A 21,777-nucleotide genomic window follows, 5' to 3' on the forward strand; every position below is an offset into this window, starting at 1 on the left:
CAAGTGTTGTTATCGAATTCGCACATTCTACATAACTTGGGTTCAGTATTTGGTTTAATTGGTTCAGTGCTTTAGAATATGGAAAATATTTTTGTTTAGCTTTTTTAGGAGTCCTGCAATGCGCCATTCTGTCGAATTATATGAAGAAGCACAACGCTCTATCCCTGGTGGTGTTAACTCTCCAGTGCGCGCTTTTAACGGTGTTGGTGGTACCCCGGTATTTGTTGATCGCGCTGATGGCGCCTATATTTATGATGTCGATGGTAAAGCCTACGTCGATTACGTGGGTTCTTGGGGACCTATGGTGCTTGGTCATAACCATCCGGCTATACGCGATGCAGTGATTAAAGCTGTCCATAAAGGCTTGAGCTTTGGCGCACCCACAGCTGCCGAAGTCGAAATGGCTGAATTAGTCTGTAACTTAGTTCCCTCAATGGACATGGTTCGCATGGTGAACTCAGGTACAGAAGCCACCATGAGTGCTATCCGTCTTGCTCGCGGCTATACAGGGCGCGACAAAATTATCAAGTTTGAAGGCTGTTATCACGGTCATGCAGATTGCTTATTAGTAAAAGCGGGTTCTGGCGCACTGACGATGGGTGAACCAAACTCTCCAGGTGTTCCTGAGGATTTCGTTAAACATACATTAACCTGCACCTATAACGACCTTGCTACTGTTCGTCAGGCTTTTGAAAATTATCCAGAAGAAATCGCTTGTGTCATTGTAGAACCTGTCGCTGGTAATATGAACTGTGTACCACCAAATGCAGAGTTTTTACCCGGCCTTCGTGCCTTATGTGATGAATTCAATGCACTCTTAATCATTGATGAAGTTATGACGGGTTTCCGTGTCGCATTAGGCGGTGCACAGGACTATTACGATGTTCAACCTGATCTTACCTGCTTAGGTAAAATCATTGGTGGTGGAATGCCTGTTGGCGCATTTGGTGGTCGTCTTGACGTTATGGAAAAACTGGCACCTATTGGCCCGGTTTATCAAGCTGGTACATTATCAGGTAACCCTGTCGCGATGGCCGCAGGCCTTGCGTGCTTGAAGGAAGTATCTCAAGTTGGTGTTCATTCACGCCTCACCGAATTAACTGAAAAACTAGCTCGCGGGCTAATTCGCGTATCACAAGAGCAAGGCATTCCAATGGTGATCAACCATGTGGGTGGTATGTTTGGAATTTTCTTCACCGATGCAAAAAGCGTAACTTGCTATCAAGACGTGATGAAATGCGATGTTGAGCGCTTTAAAAAGTTCTTCCACTCAATGTTAGAACAAGGCATTTATTTAGCACCATCCGCATTTGAAGCTGGTTTTATGTCAATTGCTCACAGTGATGCAGATATTGAAAAAACCATTAAAGCCGCAGAAGTCGCGTTAGCAAAAATCAAAGCCGAATAGTTTTTTGCCCTTAAATGAAATAGGCGCTATCAAGCTCATGATAGCGCCTATTTTTTTATTTAAAAATTCCAGTTGCAGCTAGCCAACATACCTAATGCTACAACTTAAAATATGTCAAAAACTACTGGCTAGGCGTGTCACCAAACATATCTTTAACCCAATCTGGCGCATCCTCTTCCTCCGGTTTTTCATTTGAACCATTCAAATCCCAAACAGGATCTTGCGCTGTAGATGTTTGGCACAAGCTTTGAGGATCATCAGTCCAAACCGGTAATATTCTACCACCACCTAAATCTGAGCAGCTAAATTGCCCGTCCATCATGACACGCATATCCACAATACCTTCTGGCGCTCGATTGAACAGAGCCAAAGGTGCTTGGTTATCAAGGTAGCGCTGATAAACTTTCAATGCGCCTGTGGAACCCGTCAGTTGAGTCGGTGCATTGTTGTCTCGCCCAACCCAAACAATAGCAACCTCTTTACCGTCAATTCCGGCATACCAGCTATCGCGTAAATCGTTGGTGGTTCCAGTTTTACCCGCTAAATTGTATTTACTGTATTTGGTTAATAAAACACGCCCTGTACCTTGCTGAACCACTTGTTGCATACCATATAACGCAAGATATGCGGCTTGTGATGGAACTGCACGCTCCGCAGAAGGGTAGCTTTGGTAGATTTCCTTACCATCACCATCAATAACAGAACGCAGTGCTGATAATTTCGCACGGTTGCCGTCGCCACCAATCGTTTGATAAACCTGCGCCACTTCAGCAGGAGTTAAATTTATGGCACCTAACAGCATTGCAGGTACTTTTTCCATCGCTGCCGATGGTGCGCCTAGACGCACAAACGTATTCACTATCTGATCAAGGCCGATATCTAGCCCTAAATTTACGGTTGGAATATTTTGTGATTTAGCCAAAGCATCCACCAGCATCATTCGGCCATTAAAGTTACGGCTATAGTTTCTTGGGCTCCACGTTTGATTTCCCACTTTTACTGTCAATGGTTCATCTTTGAGCCAAGTATTTAAACGATAGCGATCTGGTTCACTCAATGCCGCTAAATAAACAGGCGGTTTTGCTAACGATCCAATACTGCGACGCGCATTTAGTGCACGATTAAATCCAGAAAATTGAGGTTGAGATCCCCCTACCATGGCTCTCACTTCGCCATTGATACGATCAACAACAACCATTGCACCTTCAAGATCATCTAATTTCCGAGTTTTACGTAAATCAGCAACACCCGCCTCTACTGCATTTTCTGCGGCAGTTTGTGCGACAGGATCAAGGGTCGTGAAAATTTTAGCCCCTGAGAGCTCTTTAATTTGATCGCCTAACTTTTCATTTAGCTCTAAGCGTACCATTTGCATAAATGCAGGCTGAGAAGCAACAAGTCCTTCTCTCGATTTAACCCCTAATGGCCTCGCACTGAGCAATTCATACATGTCTTTATCGATAACATTACGTGTTTCAAGTATTTTCAACACAATATTACGACGTTTAATCGCATTTTGAGGTTTAGTCCAAGGATTATAAGTTGATGCACCTTGAACCATACCTACTAATAAAGCTTGTTGGTCAAAGCTCAATTCGTTAATCGGACGACCAAAGTAATACAAACTCGCTAAAGGGAAACCGCGAATTTCGTCATTACCATTTTGCCCTAAAAATACTTCGTTAAGATAAAGCTCAAGAATACGTTCTTTGCTGTAATTATAATCCAACAACACAGCCATATAGGCTTCAGTCGCTTTACGTTTCAAGGTACGCTCATTGGTTAAAAATAAGTTTTTAACCAACTGCTGAGTTAAGGTACTTCCCCCTTGAACAGAGCGCCCTGCGGTCAAGTTTGCTACGACTGCACGACCGATAGAATATAAGCTAACACCGTCATGCTCATAAAAATTTCTATCTTCAGTTTCAAGCAGAACTTTAACCAATGACTCCGGGAAATCAGCTAATGGCAAAACCAAACGTTGCTCATTATTCGCTGATTGCATCATCGTAATCAGTTTAGGATCTAAGCGGAAAAAGCCAAATGAGCGGCCATTTTCCATGTTCTCAATTTTACTGAGAGCATCATTTTCAAACACTAAGCGCGCCAGTATTTGCCCTTCTTTTTGGTCAGGGAAATTAAACGGGCGGCGTAAGATTTCAATACTATTTCCACGCACTACAAATTCGCCAGAGGTGGTTATTTTACTGACTTTTCGATATTGCATACCTTCAAGCAAGCGTGCCATCTCAGCCTGGCTATAATCCATGCCTGGTTCAAGGTTCACCATGCGCCCATAAACGGCAGCGGGGAGATCCCACACTTTGCCATCAAGGCGTTCTTTAATTTGTTGATTCAAATAAAAACCATAAGCCGCCAGTAAAACAGCAGCGACGACCATTAGTTTGACTAATAGCCAAAACCAACGCCATTTGCTTTTCACTTTACGTGGTTTTTTATTGTTTGAACCTTTTTTAGCCATTTGCTCTTCTTCATCTTCATCATCGAGATATTGCTCATCAATATCATCATCGTCTTCGAATAAATCTTCATCATCATAATCATCACGATTTCTACGACCGTGTGATGCGGATGTTTTTTTCTCAGCAGACTTTTTTTTGCGTCTACCGATTGGTTCATAATCTTTACCGGACATGGTTACTCCATATCACTTATTGCTTAACGACTAATAGGCAGCTCTAGGCACATAGTGATGAATTTTGGCTCATAATGTAAGAGGTTTCACTGGGGAAAGCTCTTAATTACATTTCCTTACTCAATGACAACCTATTGCGACCTTTCATTTATGGGCTGCTATTAGAGCATAAAAAAAGGCTATTTCGCACCCATCATTGCTTTTTTTGTTTGTCTTGTTGGCTCTGTGTTGACCGGATCATCAGGCCACAAATGTTTTGGATAACGGCCTTTCATCTCTTTTTGCACTTCTTTATAACTACCTAGCCAAAAAGCGCCCAGATCTTGCGTAATTTGTAATGGCCGCATTGCAGGTGACAATAATGATAATGTCACCACCACTTTACCTTCGGCTACAGTTGGATTTTTGGCTTGTCCATACATCTCTTGCATCCGAATCTCAATGACAGGTGGCTTTTCAAGTGAATAGTAAATACTTACATTTCGTTGAGATGGCGCATGGTAATGAGTCGGAAAGGTACTATCAAGCCATTGCTTTTGCTGCCAATCTAATCGATTTAACAATAATTGCGTTAAATTAATATCCTGTAATTTCTGCTTGTTTGTCACCCCATTAAGATAAGGTTCCAGCCACTCTTCAAGTGTCGCCAGCAGCGTTTCATCATCAACGGCGGGTAGGTTTAAATCAGGAAAATAATGTTTCGCTAATTGACTGCGAATACGTAATTGCAAATCAGATTCTTGCCAATTAAGCTGTGCTAAACCGTTTTGTCTTACCCAATGAATTAATGCCTTTTTAATTTCAGCTTTATCCGGATTATGTAATCGTTCTGATTTAATCACCAATTGACCACATTGAAGTCGCTTCCACGCTATTAATGAGCCTCTTTGTTCATCCCATTCAACTGTTTCCTGCTGAGAAAACAAGCGTGGGCAATCACGTTGTAGCTTTTCAATTTCAATAGGATAAGCCAATGTAATACGCGCGTCAGCAGATGATTCCGGCAGCCAAACAGCCGCGACTATTACCCATGGTTTACCAATTAATGCATCCATTTCATTAAAAGAAGCACCTAAACCACTTGCGAGTTGATAGCGAGCATGATTATCTCGTGCTTTAGCGATACGGTCTGGATAACCCGCAGCAAGCAATGTTGGTAACCACTCACTTATCAGAGTAAAGTCTCTGCCAACAATCGCTGTCACTTTTTGCCCACTTAATATCGATGCTCTTTTGCACCAATTTTCAGTAGGCCTTTCTAAGTAAGTCCTAATATCACTCTCAGTAGCACGCGGTGGCTCTTCAATTATTGCCACTAATAAGCAGGCAAGTTTAATCACTTCTTTATTATCGCTTTTTTGTGCTTCATATAGCATCGCAGCAGTGCGACTAGCACTGCCAGACTCAGCCATTTTTTGCCCCATCAAAGCAAGTTTACCTTGTTTATCCGTTGCACCGAGTTTAAACAGTAAATCCTTTGCCGCTGAAATTGCAGTATCAGGAGGAGTATCTAGCCAACGTAATTGAGCGGTATCTGAGCAGCCCCATTGCAATAAAGATAGCCACAAGTCACTCAAATCACTTTGATTAATTTCCGCTTCACTAAACTGCGCCGCTCTTTGGGCTTGTTCTTGACTAAAAAGATGCCAACAAACGCCCGCTTCTAATCGGCCTGCACGTCCTGCTCTTTGAGTCATTGACGCTTGGCTAATGCGCTGTTTGACTAACTTTGTCAATCCTGTTCGAGGATTAAACTGCCCAACACGTTCCAATCCGCTATCAACCACCAATCTAATTCCTTCAATGGTTAGACTCGTTTCCGCTATATTGGTTGCTAAAACGACCTTTCGCTTACCTTGAGGTGCAATTTGAATGGCTTGTTGCTGAGCTTGAATAGAAAGTGCGCCATACATCGGACACAAAAGTATGTCCTCACTAACCATAAGCGCTAGTTCTGTTCGTGTTTTTTCAATTTCACCTGCGCCTGGTAAAAAAAGTAATAATGAGCCTTTTTCTTTTTGTAATAGTTTCCAGACAGCACTCGCAACTTCTTTATGAAATAATTTATTGGAATTGATTGGGTGAAATTGTCGATCAACTGAAAACATACGCCCTTGAGAGGTAATAATAGGTGCATCTGGAAATAGTTCAGTTAATCCCTGATTATCTAACGTCGCAGACATTAATAGAATTTTAATATCTTCCCTAATAGCTTGCTGTGAATCTAATAACAAGGCCAACCCAAGATCTGCCTGTAAATTACGTTCATGGAATTCATCTAAAATAACCAATCCCACACCTTCAAGCATCGGGTCATTTTGTAGTTGTCGCGTTAATACTCCCTCAGTAACCACTTCAAGACGAGTATGTTGGCTGACCTTTGTTTCAGAGCGCATACGCAACCCAATAGTATTACCGATTTCCTCACCAAGTTGCTCAGCTAAACGAGCAGCAACCGTTCGCGCGGCAATTCGACGAGGTTCTAACATAATTATTCGCCCTTGAATAACACCACTATTCAAAATGATCAACGGCAATACAGTCGATTTACCTGCACCCGTTGGTGCATGCAATAACACTTGAGGGGAATTTTTTAAGGCCGTGAGTAAGTCATCACTCACATCTAATATCGGTAACACTTAGGTTATGACTCCATGGGATTTAACTTTTGCTATCAGACACTGTAGCATTAGCGCCACTATTCGCGTTAGTAAACGTTTTGGAAGTCTACTTTGGAGCTGATATGGAATTTATTCCCCCATTAAAACCTGCCACCTTAATTAAGCGCTATAAACGTTTCTTAGCCGATGTCACGACGCCTGACGGTGAAGTAATGACAATTCACTGCGCTAATACGGGTGCGATGACAGGTTGTGCCACTCCGGGTGATACTGTGTGGTATTCAACATCTGATAACATCAAACGCAAATATCCCTATAGTTGGGAAATTACACAAACTGCCGACAATCATCTCATTTGCGTAAACACGCTAAAAGCGAATCAAATCATTGCAGAAGCACTCGCCGCAAAAAACATTCCAGAATTATCTGAATACAGCGAAATTAAACCAGAAATTAAATATGGGTCAGAAAATAGTCGCATTGATTTTTTTCTGTCTAAAAAAGACCTACCTGATTGTTTTATTGAGGTAAAATCAGTTACCCTGCTCGAGCGTAATCAAGGTTATTTTCCGGATGCCGTCACACTACGAGGACAAAAGCATTTACGCGAGCTAACACTCATTGCCAAAGAAGGAAAAAGAGCCATACTATTGTTTGTTGCTTTGCATAGTGGAATCCACGTAGCATCTGCGGCAGCGCATATTGATAAAAAATATGCGTTACTTTTAGAGGAAGCCATTAACAATGGCGTTGAAGTTATTTGTTATCAAGCAGATATATCCGTTCAACAAATAAAATTGGGAAAGAAATTAAGCTTTACGTCTGATAAATAATTCCTATTTAACAGATATTTGTACGAGGAAGCTGAGTTCTGGGGGCTAAAAGGGAATAAACGCGCGCGCCTTCACAGCATTACAAAACTCATTGCAGGAACGATTGCCAAAAGGGCTCTCTTCTGCTATTTATAGCGACCTTATTTTTCCCCCCTTGGGGTTTTTGTAAAATTTGCGTGTGTAGGAGAAGCATTATGCAAGAAGGGCAAAAACGTAAGACATCGTCCTTAAGCATTCTCGCCATTGCAGGGGTTGAACCCTATCAGCAGAAAGCTGGCGAAGAGTACATGAACGACGCCCAATTGGCGCATTTTAAGCTCATTCTCGAAGCATGGCGCAATCAACTCAGAGATGAAGTGGACCGGACAGTTACTCATATGCAAGATGAGGCAGCTAACTTTCCAGACCCTGTTGATAGAGCCGCTCAAGAAGAAGAATTCAGCCTTGAATTACGTAACCGGGATCGTGAACGTAAACTGATTAAGAAGATCGAAAAAACGCTGAAAAAAGTTGAAGATGACGACTTTGGTTTTTGCGAATCATGTGGAGTAGAAATTGGTATCCGCCGTTTGGAAGCCCGCCCTACCGCTGATTTGTGCATCGACTGTAAAACATTAGCTGAAATTCGCGAAAAGCAAATGGCTGGCTAATTGCTAAATGGAGTCCTAAACGGCGCATTTGTCATGCGCCGTTATAAGGAATTTTCACCTCTAAAATCCCCTTCCTCTGCGCTTTGATTTTATCTTTTCATGAGTCAATAAAAATTTAATTTCACTAAATGGATGCTTTAATCTAATACATTTAGCATTGATCCTAAGCCAAGATAGAAATAAACTCTCTCATAAAATTATCTTGCGATATGCGCTGATTACTTTGCATAATGTTAAGTTCATTGTATTGCGAGAACAGCTCAGGCAAAGGGTTTCTACTATTATTGAGAACGGTAAATTGAGTGCAATTTTAGCCCTCTACCGATAAAGCTATTGATATAAAAAATGATTAGATAGCACTTTTATTCGTTTAACCATTCTCAAAGAAACCTCAGTAAGCTATGATTAGCCGCTTATTTTGTTTAATGAATATTCGTAACGACATCGAGGTGTACTATTTTTAACCGAGTAGCAAATTTCTGCCGTAATATATTGTCGCGTAATGGCAATGCATCCCGCAATGATAATGTCGAGCAAGATCCACGCGCAGCCGGTGAAAAACCAGTCACTCATTCTGCCCCAGTGGAAGTATTGCCCGTGGCGCAGAAAACTAAACAAATGAAAAAAACGGTTCGTCAATCCAAGCGTGCCGACGTACAGGCAGAGAAACAATCCACAATGACAACCGGAAACGAAGAACATATCACTATAATTCCACGTTCTGAACATAACATTTCACGTAACGATATCAGTGATAACGCACTCAAAGTGCTCTACCGCTTAAATAAAAGCGGCTATGACGCCTATTTAGTGGGTGGCGGTGTCCGTGATTTACTTTTAGGCCAAAAACCAAAAGATTTCGACATCACAACAAATGCCACCCCAGAACAAATTCGCAAGCTATTTCGTAATTGCCGCCTTGTAGGCCGCCGATTCCGTCTTGCCCATATTATGTTCGGCCCAGAAATTATTGAGGTTGCCACATTCCGTGGTCACCATGACCAAAATTTGTCAGACGATAAAAATATGTCTTCGCAAGCACAAAACGGTATGTTGCTGCGCGATAATATTTTTGGTTCTATCGAAGACGATGCAATCCGTCGCGACTTTACGGTCAATAGCCTTTATTACAACATTGATGATTTTTCATTGCGTGACTATGTCAATGGTATGAAAGATCTTAAAGACGGGATTATTCGTCTTATTGGCGATCCTGAAACACGCTATCGTGAAGATCCGGTCAGAATGCTAAGAGCGGTTCGCTTTGCCTGTAAGCTTAATATGACGATTGAGCCAAATACCGCAGCGCCTATCCACCACTTAGCACCGTTACTCAAGGAAATACCATCGGCAAGGCTATTTGAAGAATCATTAAAACTGTTACAAGCAGGTCATGGCTACGCCACTTATAAAATGCTACAAAAATATAATTTGTTGGAGCAATTATTCCCAGTACTGACTAGCCGATTCAGTGAAAATAATGACTCGCCAATGGAAAAAATCATTGAGCAAGTATTAAAAAATACAGATTTCAGACTAAAAAATGATAAGCGCGTCAACCCTGCTTTTTTATTTGCAGTCATGTTATGGTATCCCGTCACTGAACATGCAGAGAAGCTATCCCAAGAAGGTGGACTTGCATACTATGATGCATTCGCTCTTGCGATGAATGATATTCTTGATGAACAGTGCCGTTCAATCGCCATACCAAAACGTATTACGACTACGATGCGTGATATTTGGCTATTGCAATTGCGCTTACCTCGCCGACAAGGTCGCCGTGCAAATAAATTAATGGAGCACCCTAAATTCCGTGCTGCTTTTGATTTACTCGAGCTAAGAGCAAGTGCAGAGCGCCGAAATGAGCTACAAGAGCTCACGCAATGGTGGGCAGAGTTCCAAGAAGCCAATAATTTAAAACAGCGTGAAATGATTTCCGAATTAGGCAATGCGCCAACACGTCGACGCCACCGTCCTAATCGTTCATCGCTACCAGGGGCTCGCAAACCAAACAAGCCACAATAGAGAGATAGTGTCATGGAGCAAGTTTATATTGCTATTGGAAGTAACCTAGGTGAGCCGTTAACGCAAGCACAGCAAGCTATCCAGGCATTAAATGCGCTCCCAAGCAGCCGTATTGCTGCCATATCGTCTTTCTATCGCACAAAGCCACTTGGACCACAAGATCAGCCTGATTATCTCAATCTGGCGGTCTTGCTTGAAACCGACCTTGAGCCTGAAATATTGCTCGACTATACGCAAAAAATTGAGCTCGACCTTGGGCGAGTGCGTAAAGCTGAACGTTGGGGTCCTAGAACCCTCGATCTTGATATCATGCTTTTTGGTAACTGTGTTATTAATACCTCACGGTTGACTGTACCCCATTACGGGCTAAAGGAGCGTGAATTTATGCTGTATCCGCTCAGTGAAATTTCCCCTAACCTTGTTTTTCCTGATGGCGAATTGCTCTCAGAAAGGCTTACACACATCCCTCGCAATGGCCTGATGCTTTGGGACATTACCCCCTAAAGTGTCCAACCTTAAATAAGCCATTATCAATAGCGAGATCATTTCCGGAGGTTATTATAATGAAACCAATTTCTCTGGCTGATTTGGGTCAGTTTAAAAAAGACAAACACAAATTCGCAACTATCACCGCCTATGATGCAAGTTTTGCTCAACTATTTTATGAGCAAGGTATTCAAGTCATGTTAGTTGGTGACTCCCTCGGCATGACTATTCAAGGTGAGTCCAGTACGCTGCCAGTCACCGTTGAGCAGATTGCCTACCACACTCGTTGCGTCCGTAAAGGGGCACCCGATGCCTTTATCATTTCCGACATGCCTTTCATGAGCTATGCCACCCCTGAACAAGCTTGCCATAATGCCGCTATTTTGATGCAGGCAGGCGCTAACATGGTGAAAATTGAAGGTGGTAGTTGGCTATGTGAAACCGTTAAAATGCTCGGTGAACGCTCAGTCCCTGTTTGTGGGCACCTTGGATTAACCCCACAAGCTGTCAATGTGCTAGGGGGTTATAAAGTACAAGGTAGAGATGAAGTCACAGCAAACCAATTAGTCAAAGATGCCATTGCATTAGAAAATGCAGGTATGCAGCTATTAGTGCTTGAGTGCGTACCAAGCTCACTCGCAGCGCATGTCTCCGAAGAGCTATTGTTACCAGTTATTGGTATCGGTGCTGGTGCACAAACTGATGGCCAAATTCTAGTGATGCAAGATGCACTGGGTATTACCGCTCGCCCACCCAAATTTGCTAAAAACTTTCTCGCTCCAGCAGGCAATATACATGATGCTATTCATATGTATATTCGCGAAGTTGAAGAAGGTATTTACCCTGATGAGTCTCACTCGTTTTCGTAACTCATTCTATTAATTATGACTGTAGACTATAAGGATTGTATTTATGCTTATCGTTGAAACGGCACTGATACTGCGCCGTGAAATCCGTCGCTGGAAACTAGATGGCAAACGTATCGCGCTCGTCCCCACTATGGGAAATTTGCATGACGGGCACTTGGCGATAATTGATCAAGCAAAGCAACAGGCTGATATTGTGATTGTCAGTATTTTTGTCAATCCAATGCAATTTGATAAACAATCTGATTTAGCGAATTACCCGCGAACATTGCAAGAAGATTGTGAGAAACTAAAACGTCGGGGGATTCATTTAGTTTTTGCACCATCACCTCAAGAATTCTATCCTAACGGGATGGAAAAACAGACTTTCGTTGAAGTTCCTGAACTCTCAACCATGCTCGAAGGCGCTAGCCGCCCAGGTCATTTTAGAGGTGTTGCCACCGTTATCACCAAATTGTTTAATTTAGTGCAACCTGACATTGCGTTATTTGGCGAGAAGGATTATCAGCAACTACAGCTTATTCGTAAATTAGTTAATGATTTATCTTTTGATACACAAATTATTTCAGTACCAACAGTCAGAGCCAAAAATGGCCTTGCACTGAGCTCTCGCAATAATAATTTGTCTGCCGAAGAATTTAAAATAGCACCTCAGTTATATCGTATCATGACAGAATCTGGTCAAAAATTAGTCGCATCACCCAGTACTTCCGAGTCTATTATCGCAGAAATAGCAGAAGACTTGCGTGCCGCTGGCTTTACTCCTGATGAGCTATTCATTCGTGATGCAGATACATTGGCTGAATTAAGTAATTCAAGTAAACGTGCCGTTATCTTAATGGCAGCATGGCTAGGTCAAACCCGTCTCATTGACAATTTACAAGTTGACCTACAAAGCGATATTGCATAGAAAGTAATACAGTTAACATAACTTTATAATAACAAGCACAGCAAATACAACACCAACAGCGTTGTGGTTCGAATGAAATTAGATGTATTTGAGTTACTAACTATACTTATATGTTTTAGTCTTTAGTTTATTCAAACTCATTCGAATTACAGCTAGGCGGCAAGCAAATGAGAACCTAGGTGCATACATAAGTATGTGACTAGGGCGAATGCGTGAAGCCAACAACGCTGTGGTTCGAATGAGGAAGAATAAAATGTTAAGAAGAATGCTACAGGGCAAACTCCACCGCGTCACCGTCACACAGGCAGACCTTCACTACGAAGGATCTTGTGCCATCGATCAAAACTTCATGGATGCCGCAGGTATTTTAGAATATGAAGCGATTGATATTTATAACGTTGATAATGGCGAACGCTTTTCAACTTATGCAATATCGGGTGAAAGAGGCTCTAAAATTATTTCGGTTAATGGTGCAGCTGCACGTCGCGCCGCAGTCGGTGATAAGCTCATTATTTGTTCATATGTGAATATGGAAGATGAGGATGCTCGCCAACATCAACCTAAAGTCGCCTATTTTGATGCTAATAATACGATGAGCCGAATTGCTAAAGCGGTTCCGGTTCAGGTAGCGTAAAGTTAAAGTATTTCCGTATTGATACCTCAATATAGCAAACACGATTGAGGTATCTATTCAGAGCACTTAGTTATAAGAAATATCAATGCCTAAATTACCATTTGCGGGTCCTGGGGTTACAACAGCCGCAGTCTGCTTATAACGAGATTTAAATAACACTTTAATTGGTCCTGCTGGCCTACCGGCTTTAGTCACTGACCTCTCACGATAAAATGGTAAAGCATGCCAGTCAATGCTGATGCCATCATTAGCCACCGTTTCAATACCTAGCCCTTTAGCACTATTATTCGAATCTAATCGTAATACTGTATTATTATCAGGATCATTGTCCCCAGTCAGGTATACAGAAATGATAGTATTGGCGTCACAATCAAAATTAAGCTCCCATTGTACATCTTTAGTCGTTGAGCCTATCTTTTGACCAAAACCATTCGCACCAATTGTATGATCACCCAAATTAACATTTTGTGTTTGAGACGATTTTATGGAGCAAGTACCAGCAGCCACTTTTCCTGTAACATTAAATACAGCATCATAGCTCACTGCGGGTGTAGAAAAAATTAGAGCAGCAATAGGAAACAAATATTTATAACCTTTGATTATTTTTCTCATTATCATTCCTTAATTATTTTGTACAAGAAATGTGATAGATGCATTTGCTTTTCCCGCAGTTGCATTATCAGCTAATGATTTATAACGCGCCCTCAATTTGATACTATTCGAGCCAACAACAGTTGCTCTACTACTTAATAATGTACTCACTTCATTCACGTTCTTAGCTTCCCATTGTTTACGCTCTGTAGAATAAGCCTCAATTTGAATGCCCATTCCCGTCGCTTTACCTTCAACGTTATCTAGCGCAAATGACTTACTATCTGATGCAGGAATTCCTCGTAATGAACCTGAAACTTGGTTATTTACTGAGTTACAAACAAATTGCAATTCAAACTCCACCCAATCAGTTGTATCACCCACAGGAAAATTACTACCTCCCCCTTTTAATAACCAAAGACCTAAATCAACATTTAAATTATTAGTCTCAATGCTACATGTCGTACCTCGAATAGAACCGGTAAAATTGACCTTTATATCAGCAGCAGAGACCCATGTTGAAAAAGATAATATGAGTAGCATTAACAAGTTAAATATATATTTCATTATTAAATTACTCATTTTATTTATACACCAGGGTAACAGTGACCTGTGCATTACCATCGGAAGCTTTCACATTGTCAGATAATTTTACATACCTAAAATCAAAAGTTTTCGTCACAACTTGGCTCGCATTGGCTGTATTAATTAATGAATAAAGATGATCACTCGACAATGACCTATCACCACCTAACCGCAATGGGGTTGTTTTACCCGCTTCGAATACTTGTACTGCGAAACCAGGCTTTTCACCTTCATTCTCTAAGTAAATAATATTCGTACTTACATTACTTGGGTGAAAATTATCGGCTATAGTATAAAAAATAGACATTTGACTTGGGCAATCAATAGTGACGGATTGTTGAGCATAGCCAAAAGTATCTCCCACTTTTAAAGCCTGCACTTTTGCTAATTCATGAACACCTAAATTAACCGATTGACGAGCACTCTTGATTTCACAAGTACTCGCTTCCCATGTCACCATCGCAGGTGCAGGTTGAATCTCACCATCCCCCTGTAAATTACCACTACATTGCACTTTTAAAGGATCAAAACGAGCAAATGCATTTTCCTTGCCTTCAATTTTGCCTTGCACTGTTTTTACATACATCATTTTAGTTTCAAGGAATAATTTCGACGTTCCATCAACTGCATTAATTGGGCTATTACTATCCGCTAAAGGATACCAACGACTGGTTCCTTTTTGACGTACACCAACCACATAACCAATACCTTCAATACCCGTGCTAAAAATTGGGTAATTATCAGCACCATCGTTAATCGATAAACCGGTTGTTTTGCTATTTATCAATGGTTGAAATTTAAGATCACTAGGCTCATTTGCTATACACACTGCATTACCAGATTCAAGATCAAACTGTTTCCAACCATTACCTAGAATTGCTTTTTGAGGAAGCTTATGAGTTGCATTATTAATATCTAAATTCCCTAAATTAACACGATAAGATCCACTACTTAACGCATTAAATGAAAACAAAGTGATACCAATAGAAGTCATAATTTGTTTTATATTCATATTAAAAGCTCATTTAAGTGTTTAACGGCAATTGACAGGCAGGATAGGCAAATGCTGCTTCAACTGCTCCGCCGTTAATTGATATTCTGCTGTGCATTGGTCTTGAGCATCGTTACCCCATTTAATCTTTAAACGCCCTTTTTCAGGCATCCCACTAAGGTAAACATCCCCATTTTCATCAGCAATACCAGAACTTATATCCTGCCCATCAGTTTGATCCAATTGAGCTATGGCACCAAAGGGAACGGGTTTACCATTGTGATTCGCATTAAAGAGTAAGCGATAACCAACATGCGTTTGATAGTTAACTAATATAGCGGCACCTTTTGTTGGAATAACAGTCACTGTATTGGTCTTTAATTCAACATTGTCAGGCAATGAGTCCACATCAAGTGAAATTTCATTTTTAGTATAAGCACTTAAATAAGGTACGATGGCATAACCACGCCCATCGGTAGCCACCCCAGTGCGGTTAGAGATATTCACATTTTCTGCGCCGGGTGCTCTAATGATGCCAAAAGAGTCATAGATAGGCTGCGACAATGTCACACCATAAGGATGAGCGACCACTGCGCCCGTTAAGCCGTAATTAGCACGTTGTGAATATCGATCATAACCATAACCTACGTTAGCAACACCGAAGCTACCTCGATAAGATGCAGTGGCGTTTCCACTCGCTTTAGTTTCTTTATTGCCGTATGACTGTTGAATGGAATAACTTAAATTCTGACGCTCAAGTAAGCTGCCACTGATCCCAACCATCGCATCTGTATTGCCATTATTATCGGTGGTCATATTGCTATTTAATGACGTGTAGCCACCAAATGTATTATCAAGTGGAATTGTTATTGAAAATGAAAAATGATTATCAGCTTTATGTTGGTATGCGTTATCAGAATAACTGTAATTTAAATTATAAGTGATCCCGCCATAACTATTATTATAACCTGCGCTCATTGAACGTTCTTTTCCTGAGCGATTCCAATAATCTTGCTGATAAGAGGAAAAATAGATACTGCCATATTCATTAAGCGATTGACTCAATGTGACTTGGAAGCGGTTTTTTTTGTTATCTCGATATAATTCAGAATTGTTGCTATTAGCTTCAGTAAAGCTGTAATAACCCTGAGTGGAGTAGCGATAATTTGCTAGTGTTACTGACGTTCCCGTTGTCATCATGTTTTTAGAATACTGAAAACGATATGATTGACCACTGTCTGTACTCTCTCGGCCTTTTAAGTTTTGTGTACTAGCTTGAGTTACATCAGTTGATAATGCACCAAAATTACCTAAGTTAATGCCAAGACCTGCGGCATAGGATTGATAATCTTTCGAAAGCAATGTTCCTGCATAACCTGTAATACCTTTAGGTAAGCCATAAATAAATGTGCTTTGCATAAAATCGGGTTCGTTAGCATTTGAATTCGATTTATATTTCCCGCCGGTAAGAGAATATTTTAATTGTCCTTCACGTTGCATAATGGCAATTGATGAGAATGGCACAATAAACGAACGCTCGGAACCATCGGCTTCTTTAATTATAACGGTCAAGTCACCACTGGTTCCGGTTGAGTAAAGATCGTCAATTTCAAAAGCGCCAGGGGCTACATAGGATTGATAAATCGTATAATTATTTTGCTTAACAGTTACTTCTGCATTGCTTTGAGCTATCCCCCTAATAATAGGTGCAAACCCTCTCATCGAGTTTGGTAACATAGACTCATCACTTTGCAGTTGGATACCACGAAATTGGAAGCCATCAAAAACTTCCCCTGGTGTTGTGGTATCACCGACAATTAACTGAGACTTTAAGAAATTAATCCCACGCTCTAGGCTGGTTTCAATATTATTCCATTCTCTTTGCCCTGAATTATCACTGTAAGTCGAATAATTTTTGAGCCTCCACGGACCTATGTTTAGTCCGCTACGTAAATTAAAATAATGGGAATTGCTATCTGCAGAACTATTACGGTTCCAGTTATTTGAACCACTATAATAATAATTTAACACTAATGCTGGAACGCCATTTTCCCATTGGCTAGAAGGTATTGCGCCTGCGACTTGTTTATCCATCGCTATTTGAGGAATAGAAATAATAAGTTTTTGCTGGTTGAGTTCTAAAATCGTTTTTGCATCCGGAATATAATCACTAATAACACCGATACTTTGCTCAGCCGTAAGAGAGGAAAAAGTAGCAATTGACTTAACATTAACGCCCCAAGATTCTAATTCGGCTTTAGTCAAAATAGGTATTAATTGTTTGCTCGTTTCACTATCAACAAATGTCACTTCTCTCGAATCAACAAATACCCCATTAATAATGATATCGACGTGATATTTTCCTGCAAGTTGCCCACCTGCGGTTGAAAAATGATCGAGATTTTGTAAATCAGCAACATTTGTCCCATCGACTGCACTGAGTGAATTAGGACTAAAATAATCCTCGGCAATGGTACAATTGATACTAGCGCTGACAACAATTATTGCCGTAATAGCCTGACAAATTCTTTTTACTTGAAAGTTCAATTGCCCATTATGCGAATATGAAAGATATTCATTACAATGTTCACGTAAGTTTTTTGGTTTTGTAATACGGCGCATAATGAATAATCTTCCAATTATTATTTTAATTTTTGTGTTTTAGCTTGCGTGATTGTTCCGTGATCATTAACAGCACTCCAAGTCACTTGGTTTGCTTGCATACCAGAAATACTCCATGACGCTTCACCCATTGGAGGAACCATTCCTGGATTTTCAATCTCTTTATTGCCGACTTTCAATTCACCAAATGAAACATAGTAAGGTGTCGGATTTTTCGCTTTTAAAGTATTACCTGTTTTTTCAAAACTCAGTTTTTCATATGCATTAAATGCATCTGAACTTGGTAAAGTTATAGGTCGATAAATCAATTTTATTTTGTTATTAATCGAAATTGTTAAGCTATTCGTTGAATTTTTATCTGATGGTGGAATCGATTTCACATTCAACCAATAAACCGACTCTTTATCTGTAGGCAGTCTTGGGTCTGTTAATACAATACGAACCGCATTAGCTGACTCAGGCTCAATTCGAAAAAGGGGTGGGGTCACAGAAAAAGGTGGTTTAGTTTTGTCCGTGTTATCGAAATTATCAATCCACGATTGAACCAAAAAAGGTGTTTTATCATCATTTCTGACCGAAATAGAGGCTTCTTTTTTATCTCCTTCATAAATCACACGAGTTCCACCCAATACTACGCTTGCGTTAGCATTTACTGCTGCTGTGCTCAAAAGAATTAAAGCAATAAGTGATTTTTTCACACTATTCCCCTATAGGAAAAAAGAGGGAACACGTAAAGTCCCCTAATAATATAATTACTGAGTATATTTAATAGTTACGGTTACATCAGCGTTAGCGGTTCCAGGAGTAACTGCATCAGCGGTCGTTACATAACGAGCAAAATATTCTTTTTCACCTTTATTACCTTTACTTAAGTCAATAGAACCAGCTGGAGAGTTTGGTTGATAATAAGTAGAACCGACATTATCAGAAGAGAGTCCAATACCAACCCCTGTAGCCTTATCTACGTTATATAGTTCTGGGTTGTCTGAATTAGCAGTACCACTAAAAGTAACAATGGCTTGATTTAAGGTTGCAGGGCAGCCACTAAGACCAATTAAAAATGGTATTGCATCTGTTTTCTCGCCAACTTTATCAAAGCTGTTTGACATCCAAGTACCTAACTGAATAGTGCCTTCATTTTTATTTGCATTATTAACTTCAACCATACAAGTTGAATCAATAAATTGACCTTTAAAATGAATTGTCCCATTAGCATCTGCAGATGCCGCATTTGCCATACCTGAAAATGCAGTAGCCATAATTGATGTAATTAATAATGTTTTTTTAAAATTCATATTTAACCCTTTATATGTCAGTAAATATTATTTAATTATCAACGTACGCAATATTACTGATGTAAATTTAAATATTATTGCTCTACGTTTTAACTCATCAAAAGTATATTAGCGTTTCTTAACTAAATCCATAATACGTGTAATTAATATTAATTTAATATATTTAATGTCAAAATATAGCAAATTAGTGGTATTTAAAGAATAAACAGCTTAAAAATAGTTGATAATTGAAATTAAAAACCAAATACCACCTTAGTGGTAGTGTTACAGTTTGTATTTTAAACTGTAACCTCATATTTCGAATGAAATATAAATTCATCACTACTGTCATTACGCTGCAATTTATTAATAAAAAAACAAATATAATTAACACTTCATTAATAATATTAGATTTTAATATCGATAACGGAGGGATTATGGGCGTTAAAAACTGGCTAGATATAATTCTCTAATTGTTCTATAAAAATGAAAAAAATTGAGCGCTAAAAAAATAAGACTAATCTTAAGTAATTTTTATGTTAGTGCATAAAATTAAACTTTTAAAAAAAATATTTATATAAGAGAAAAAAAGTCACCTATTAGAACTATTTTCTTTTCATTAAATTAGTTTAAGCAAATAAGCAACAACCTGCATTTTGGCTCACTAGAATCATAAAAATAGGTATTGTTACTTATTTAATTAATAAAAAACCGCACTTTAATTGATTTTTTATTAATCTTTAAAGTGCGGTTTTTAAGCGTCTAATAATAAATGGTTTAAGACAATTAATGACCTTAATAATTAACTACGTAATCCTCTACCTTGCTCAATAAGATACCAAGTTAGAATATAAAAGATGACTAAGAAAATCATTAAAACACCCAATGTTACCATGACAGAAACATCGGCAATACCTAAGAAGCCATATCTAAAACCACTGATCATATACACGATAGGATTAAGCTTAGATATCGCCTGCCAAACTGGAGGCAATAAAGTTAATGAATAAAAAACACCGCCAAGATAGGTGAGAGGCGTTAAAACAAAAGTCGGCACGATACTGATATCATCAAAACTTTTAGCAAAAATTGCATTCAATAATCCAGCGAGTGAAAATACAATTGCAGTAAGCAACAACGTAATTATGACCATCGACCATGAATGAACGTGTAATGGAATAAAGAACAGCGAAATTAAAGTCACTAAAAAGCCAACTAAAACACCACGTGCCACACCACCGCCAACAAAACCAGCAATAATGACATGAGTTGGCACAGGGGCTACCAGTAATTCTTCAATATTCTTCTGAAACTTAGCACCAAAAAATGAAGAACAGACATTAGAGTAAGAGTTAGTAATCACCGCCATCATAATCAGACCGGGGACAATAAACTGCATATAATCCACCCCACCCATTTCACCAATTCGAGAACCAATCAAGTTACCGAATATCACAAAATAGAGTGACATCGTAATCACTGGTGGTAACAATGTTTGTACCCATATCCGACCAAAACGAGTAACTTCCTTTATCCAAATCGTTTTTAATGCAACCCAATATAATGAAATCATTGTGCATCCTCCTTATGGGCAGCATCACTTTCTTTTCCCACTAAATTGACAAATAATTCTTCTAAACGATTCGCCTTATTACGCATACTCAAAATTTGAATGCCTTGTTCGCTTAATTGACTAAATACCCCATTAAGTCCCTGCTCTCTTTTCACATCAACTTCCAGCGTCGATGTATCAATTAACCGAGCGTCATATCCTGCTAATTTAGGTATCGGACTTTTAGGTGTTAGATCAAAAATAAATGTTTCTGACTCTAGTTGACTTAATAACTGCTTCATACTGGTATTTTCCACCAGCTCACCGTGTTGAATAATACCAATATTCCGACACAGCATTTCAGCTTCTTCTAAATAGTGGGTTGTCAAAATAATGGTTGTTCCTTGTGCATTTAGCTCTTTCAGAAAGCTCCACATAGAACGACGTAGCTCAATATCAACACCCGCTGTCGGTTCATCTAAGATCAATAATCGAGGTTGATGCATTAATGCCCGAGCAATCATCAAACGACGCTTCATACCACCAGATAAGTTACGCGCCCGTTCATCTCGCTTTTCCCATAAATCTAATTGGGTTAAATATTGTTTCGCACGCTGTAAAGCGATATCACGCTTAACGCCATAATAACCTGCTTGATTGAGTACAATCTGTAATACCGTTTCAAAAGGATTAAAATTAAATTCTTGTGGAACGAGACCAAGTTGCTGCTTAGCCTGCACAACTTGCTTTGAAAGATCATAGCCAAACACTTTGACTGAACCACTAGTTTTATTGACCAGTGAGCTAATAATCCCTATTGTGGTTGACTTACCTGCGCCATTAGGTCCGAGCAATGCATAAAAGTCACCATCTTCAACGTTCAAATCGATTCCTCGCAAAGCCTTCACGCCACCCGAATAGGTTTTGGTCAGTTGCGATAACTCAAGGGCATACGTCATATGTAAAAAACACCTTTATTCTTGTGATGGTTTAAGGGCAATATGGGCCTATGATGCCACTTTTTTCTATTCTATGTTATGCAGAAAAGTGATAATAAACCCAAAATAATTTGA

General features: G+C 39.7%; 18 protein-coding genes. 8 read left to right on the forward strand and 10 right to left on the reverse strand.

Features of this window, described 5'->3' with window-relative positions; translation table 11 throughout:
- Positions 1-118 precede the first annotated feature (118 nt).
- Entirely contained in the window at positions 119-1,408 is a 1,290-nt protein-coding gene (gene hemL / locus DD649_RS06565) for a glutamate-1-semialdehyde 2,1-aminomutase (RefSeq protein WP_294104901.1), read from the forward strand.
- 121 nt (positions 1,409-1,529) lie between these two features.
- On the opposite strand, the gene mrcB is transcribed toward hemL, so the two are convergent.
- Together mrcB and hrpB are read right to left on the reverse strand one after the other, a co-directional pair.
- Complete coding sequence (mrcB, locus tag DD649_RS06570; RefSeq protein WP_294104903.1) at positions 1,530-4,064, reverse strand: bifunctional glycosyl transferase/transpeptidase; 2,535 nt, start codon at positions 4,062-4,064, stop codon at positions 1,530-1,532.
- Between the two features lie 179 nt (positions 4,065-4,243).
- Positions 4,244-6,703 carry an ATP-dependent helicase HrpB gene (gene hrpB / locus DD649_RS06575; RefSeq protein ID WP_294104905.1) on the reverse strand — a complete coding sequence of 820 codons (2,460 nt, stop codon included), beginning with the start codon at positions 6,701-6,703 and terminating at the stop codon, positions 4,244-4,246.
- Between the two features lie 104 nt (positions 6,704-6,807).
- On the opposite strand from hrpB, the gene sfsA reads away from it, so the two are divergent.
- From sfsA to panD, 7 genes are all read left to right on the forward strand, one after another.
- On the forward strand, positions 6,808-7,518 hold the full coding sequence (gene sfsA / locus DD649_RS06580; RefSeq protein WP_294104907.1) for a DNA/RNA nuclease SfsA: 711 nt from the start codon (positions 6,808-6,810) through the stop codon (positions 7,516-7,518).
- Positions 7,519-7,712: 194 nt separating this feature from the next.
- Positions 7,713-8,168: an RNA polymerase-binding protein DksA gene (gene dksA, locus DD649_RS06585; RefSeq protein WP_294104909.1), complete on the forward strand. Its 456-nt coding sequence runs from the start codon at positions 7,713-7,715 to the stop codon at positions 8,166-8,168.
- Between the two features lie 618 nt (positions 8,169-8,786).
- Positions 8,787-10,193 (forward strand): polynucleotide adenylyltransferase PcnB, encoded by a 1,407-nt coding sequence (gene pcnB / locus DD649_RS06590; protein WP_294105076.1) that lies wholly within the window; start codon positions 8,787-8,789, stop codon positions 10,191-10,193.
- Between the two features lie 12 nt (positions 10,194-10,205).
- A complete protein-coding gene (folK, locus tag DD649_RS06595; protein WP_294104911.1) occupies positions 10,206-10,697 on the forward strand; it encodes a 2-amino-4-hydroxy-6-hydroxymethyldihydropteridine diphosphokinase in 492 nt (163 codons plus the stop codon).
- 59 nt (positions 10,698-10,756) lie between these two features.
- Positions 10,757-11,548 (forward strand): 3-methyl-2-oxobutanoate hydroxymethyltransferase, encoded by a 792-nt coding sequence (gene panB / locus DD649_RS06600; protein ID WP_294104913.1) that lies wholly within the window; start codon positions 10,757-10,759, stop codon positions 11,546-11,548.
- A 43-nt stretch (positions 11,549-11,591) separates the two neighbouring features.
- Positions 11,592-12,455, forward strand: coding sequence for a pantoate--beta-alanine ligase (gene panC / locus DD649_RS06605; protein ID WP_294104915.1), 864 nt, complete (start codon positions 11,592-11,594; stop codon positions 12,453-12,455).
- A gap of 253 nt (positions 12,456-12,708) precedes the next feature.
- Positions 12,709-13,089: an aspartate 1-decarboxylase gene (panD, locus tag DD649_RS06610; RefSeq protein WP_294104917.1), complete on the forward strand. Its 381-nt coding sequence runs from the start codon at positions 12,709-12,711 to the stop codon at positions 13,087-13,089.
- A gap of 66 nt (positions 13,090-13,155) precedes the next feature.
- Here the strand turns inward: panD and DD649_RS06615 are convergent, their stop codons facing one another.
- The 8 genes from DD649_RS06615 to DD649_RS06650 all read right to left on the reverse strand — a co-directional run bounded on the left by DD649_RS06615 (position 13,156) and on the right by DD649_RS06650 (position 21,663).
- The gene (locus tag DD649_RS06615; RefSeq protein ID WP_294104919.1) at positions 13,156-13,701 is read right to left on the reverse strand and encodes a fimbrial protein; all 546 of its coding nucleotides are present in this window, start codon (positions 13,699-13,701) and stop codon (positions 13,156-13,158) included.
- A gap of 9 nt (positions 13,702-13,710) precedes the next feature.
- Positions 13,711-14,247 (reverse strand): fimbrial protein, encoded by a 537-nt coding sequence (locus DD649_RS06620; RefSeq protein ID WP_294104921.1) that lies wholly within the window; start codon positions 14,245-14,247, stop codon positions 13,711-13,713.
- Between the two features lie 16 nt (positions 14,248-14,263).
- Positions 14,264-15,277, reverse strand: coding sequence for a fimbrial protein (locus DD649_RS06625; RefSeq protein WP_294104923.1), 1,014 nt, complete (start codon positions 15,275-15,277; stop codon positions 14,264-14,266).
- Between the two features lie 21 nt (positions 15,278-15,298).
- Positions 15,299-17,878 (reverse strand): fimbria/pilus outer membrane usher protein, encoded by a 2,580-nt coding sequence (locus tag DD649_RS06630; protein ID WP_294104924.1) that lies wholly within the window; start codon positions 17,876-17,878, stop codon positions 15,299-15,301.
- A gap of 20 nt (positions 17,879-17,898) precedes the next feature.
- Complete coding sequence (locus DD649_RS06635; RefSeq protein ID WP_294104926.1) at positions 17,899-18,576, reverse strand: molecular chaperone; 678 nt, start codon at positions 18,574-18,576, stop codon at positions 17,899-17,901.
- Positions 18,577-18,630: 54 nt separating this feature from the next.
- Positions 18,631-19,173: a fimbrial protein gene (locus tag DD649_RS06640; protein ID WP_294104927.1), complete on the reverse strand. Its 543-nt coding sequence runs from the start codon at positions 19,171-19,173 to the stop codon at positions 18,631-18,633.
- Positions 19,174-19,954: 781 nt separating this feature from the next.
- Positions 19,955-20,725: an ABC transporter permease gene (locus DD649_RS06645; protein WP_294104929.1), complete on the reverse strand. Its 771-nt coding sequence runs from the start codon at positions 20,723-20,725 to the stop codon at positions 19,955-19,957.
- Positions 20,722-21,663 (reverse strand): ABC transporter ATP-binding protein, encoded by a 942-nt coding sequence (locus DD649_RS06650; protein WP_336429656.1) that lies wholly within the window; start codon positions 21,661-21,663, stop codon positions 20,722-20,724. The genes DD649_RS06645 and DD649_RS06650 overlap by 4 nt, the downstream gene beginning before the upstream one ends.
- Positions 21,664-21,777: the final 114 nt, after the last annotated feature.

The sequence above is a fragment of the Providencia sp. genome (assembly GCF_003533305.1).
Lineage (GTDB): Bacteria > Pseudomonadota > Gammaproteobacteria > Enterobacterales > Enterobacteriaceae > Providencia.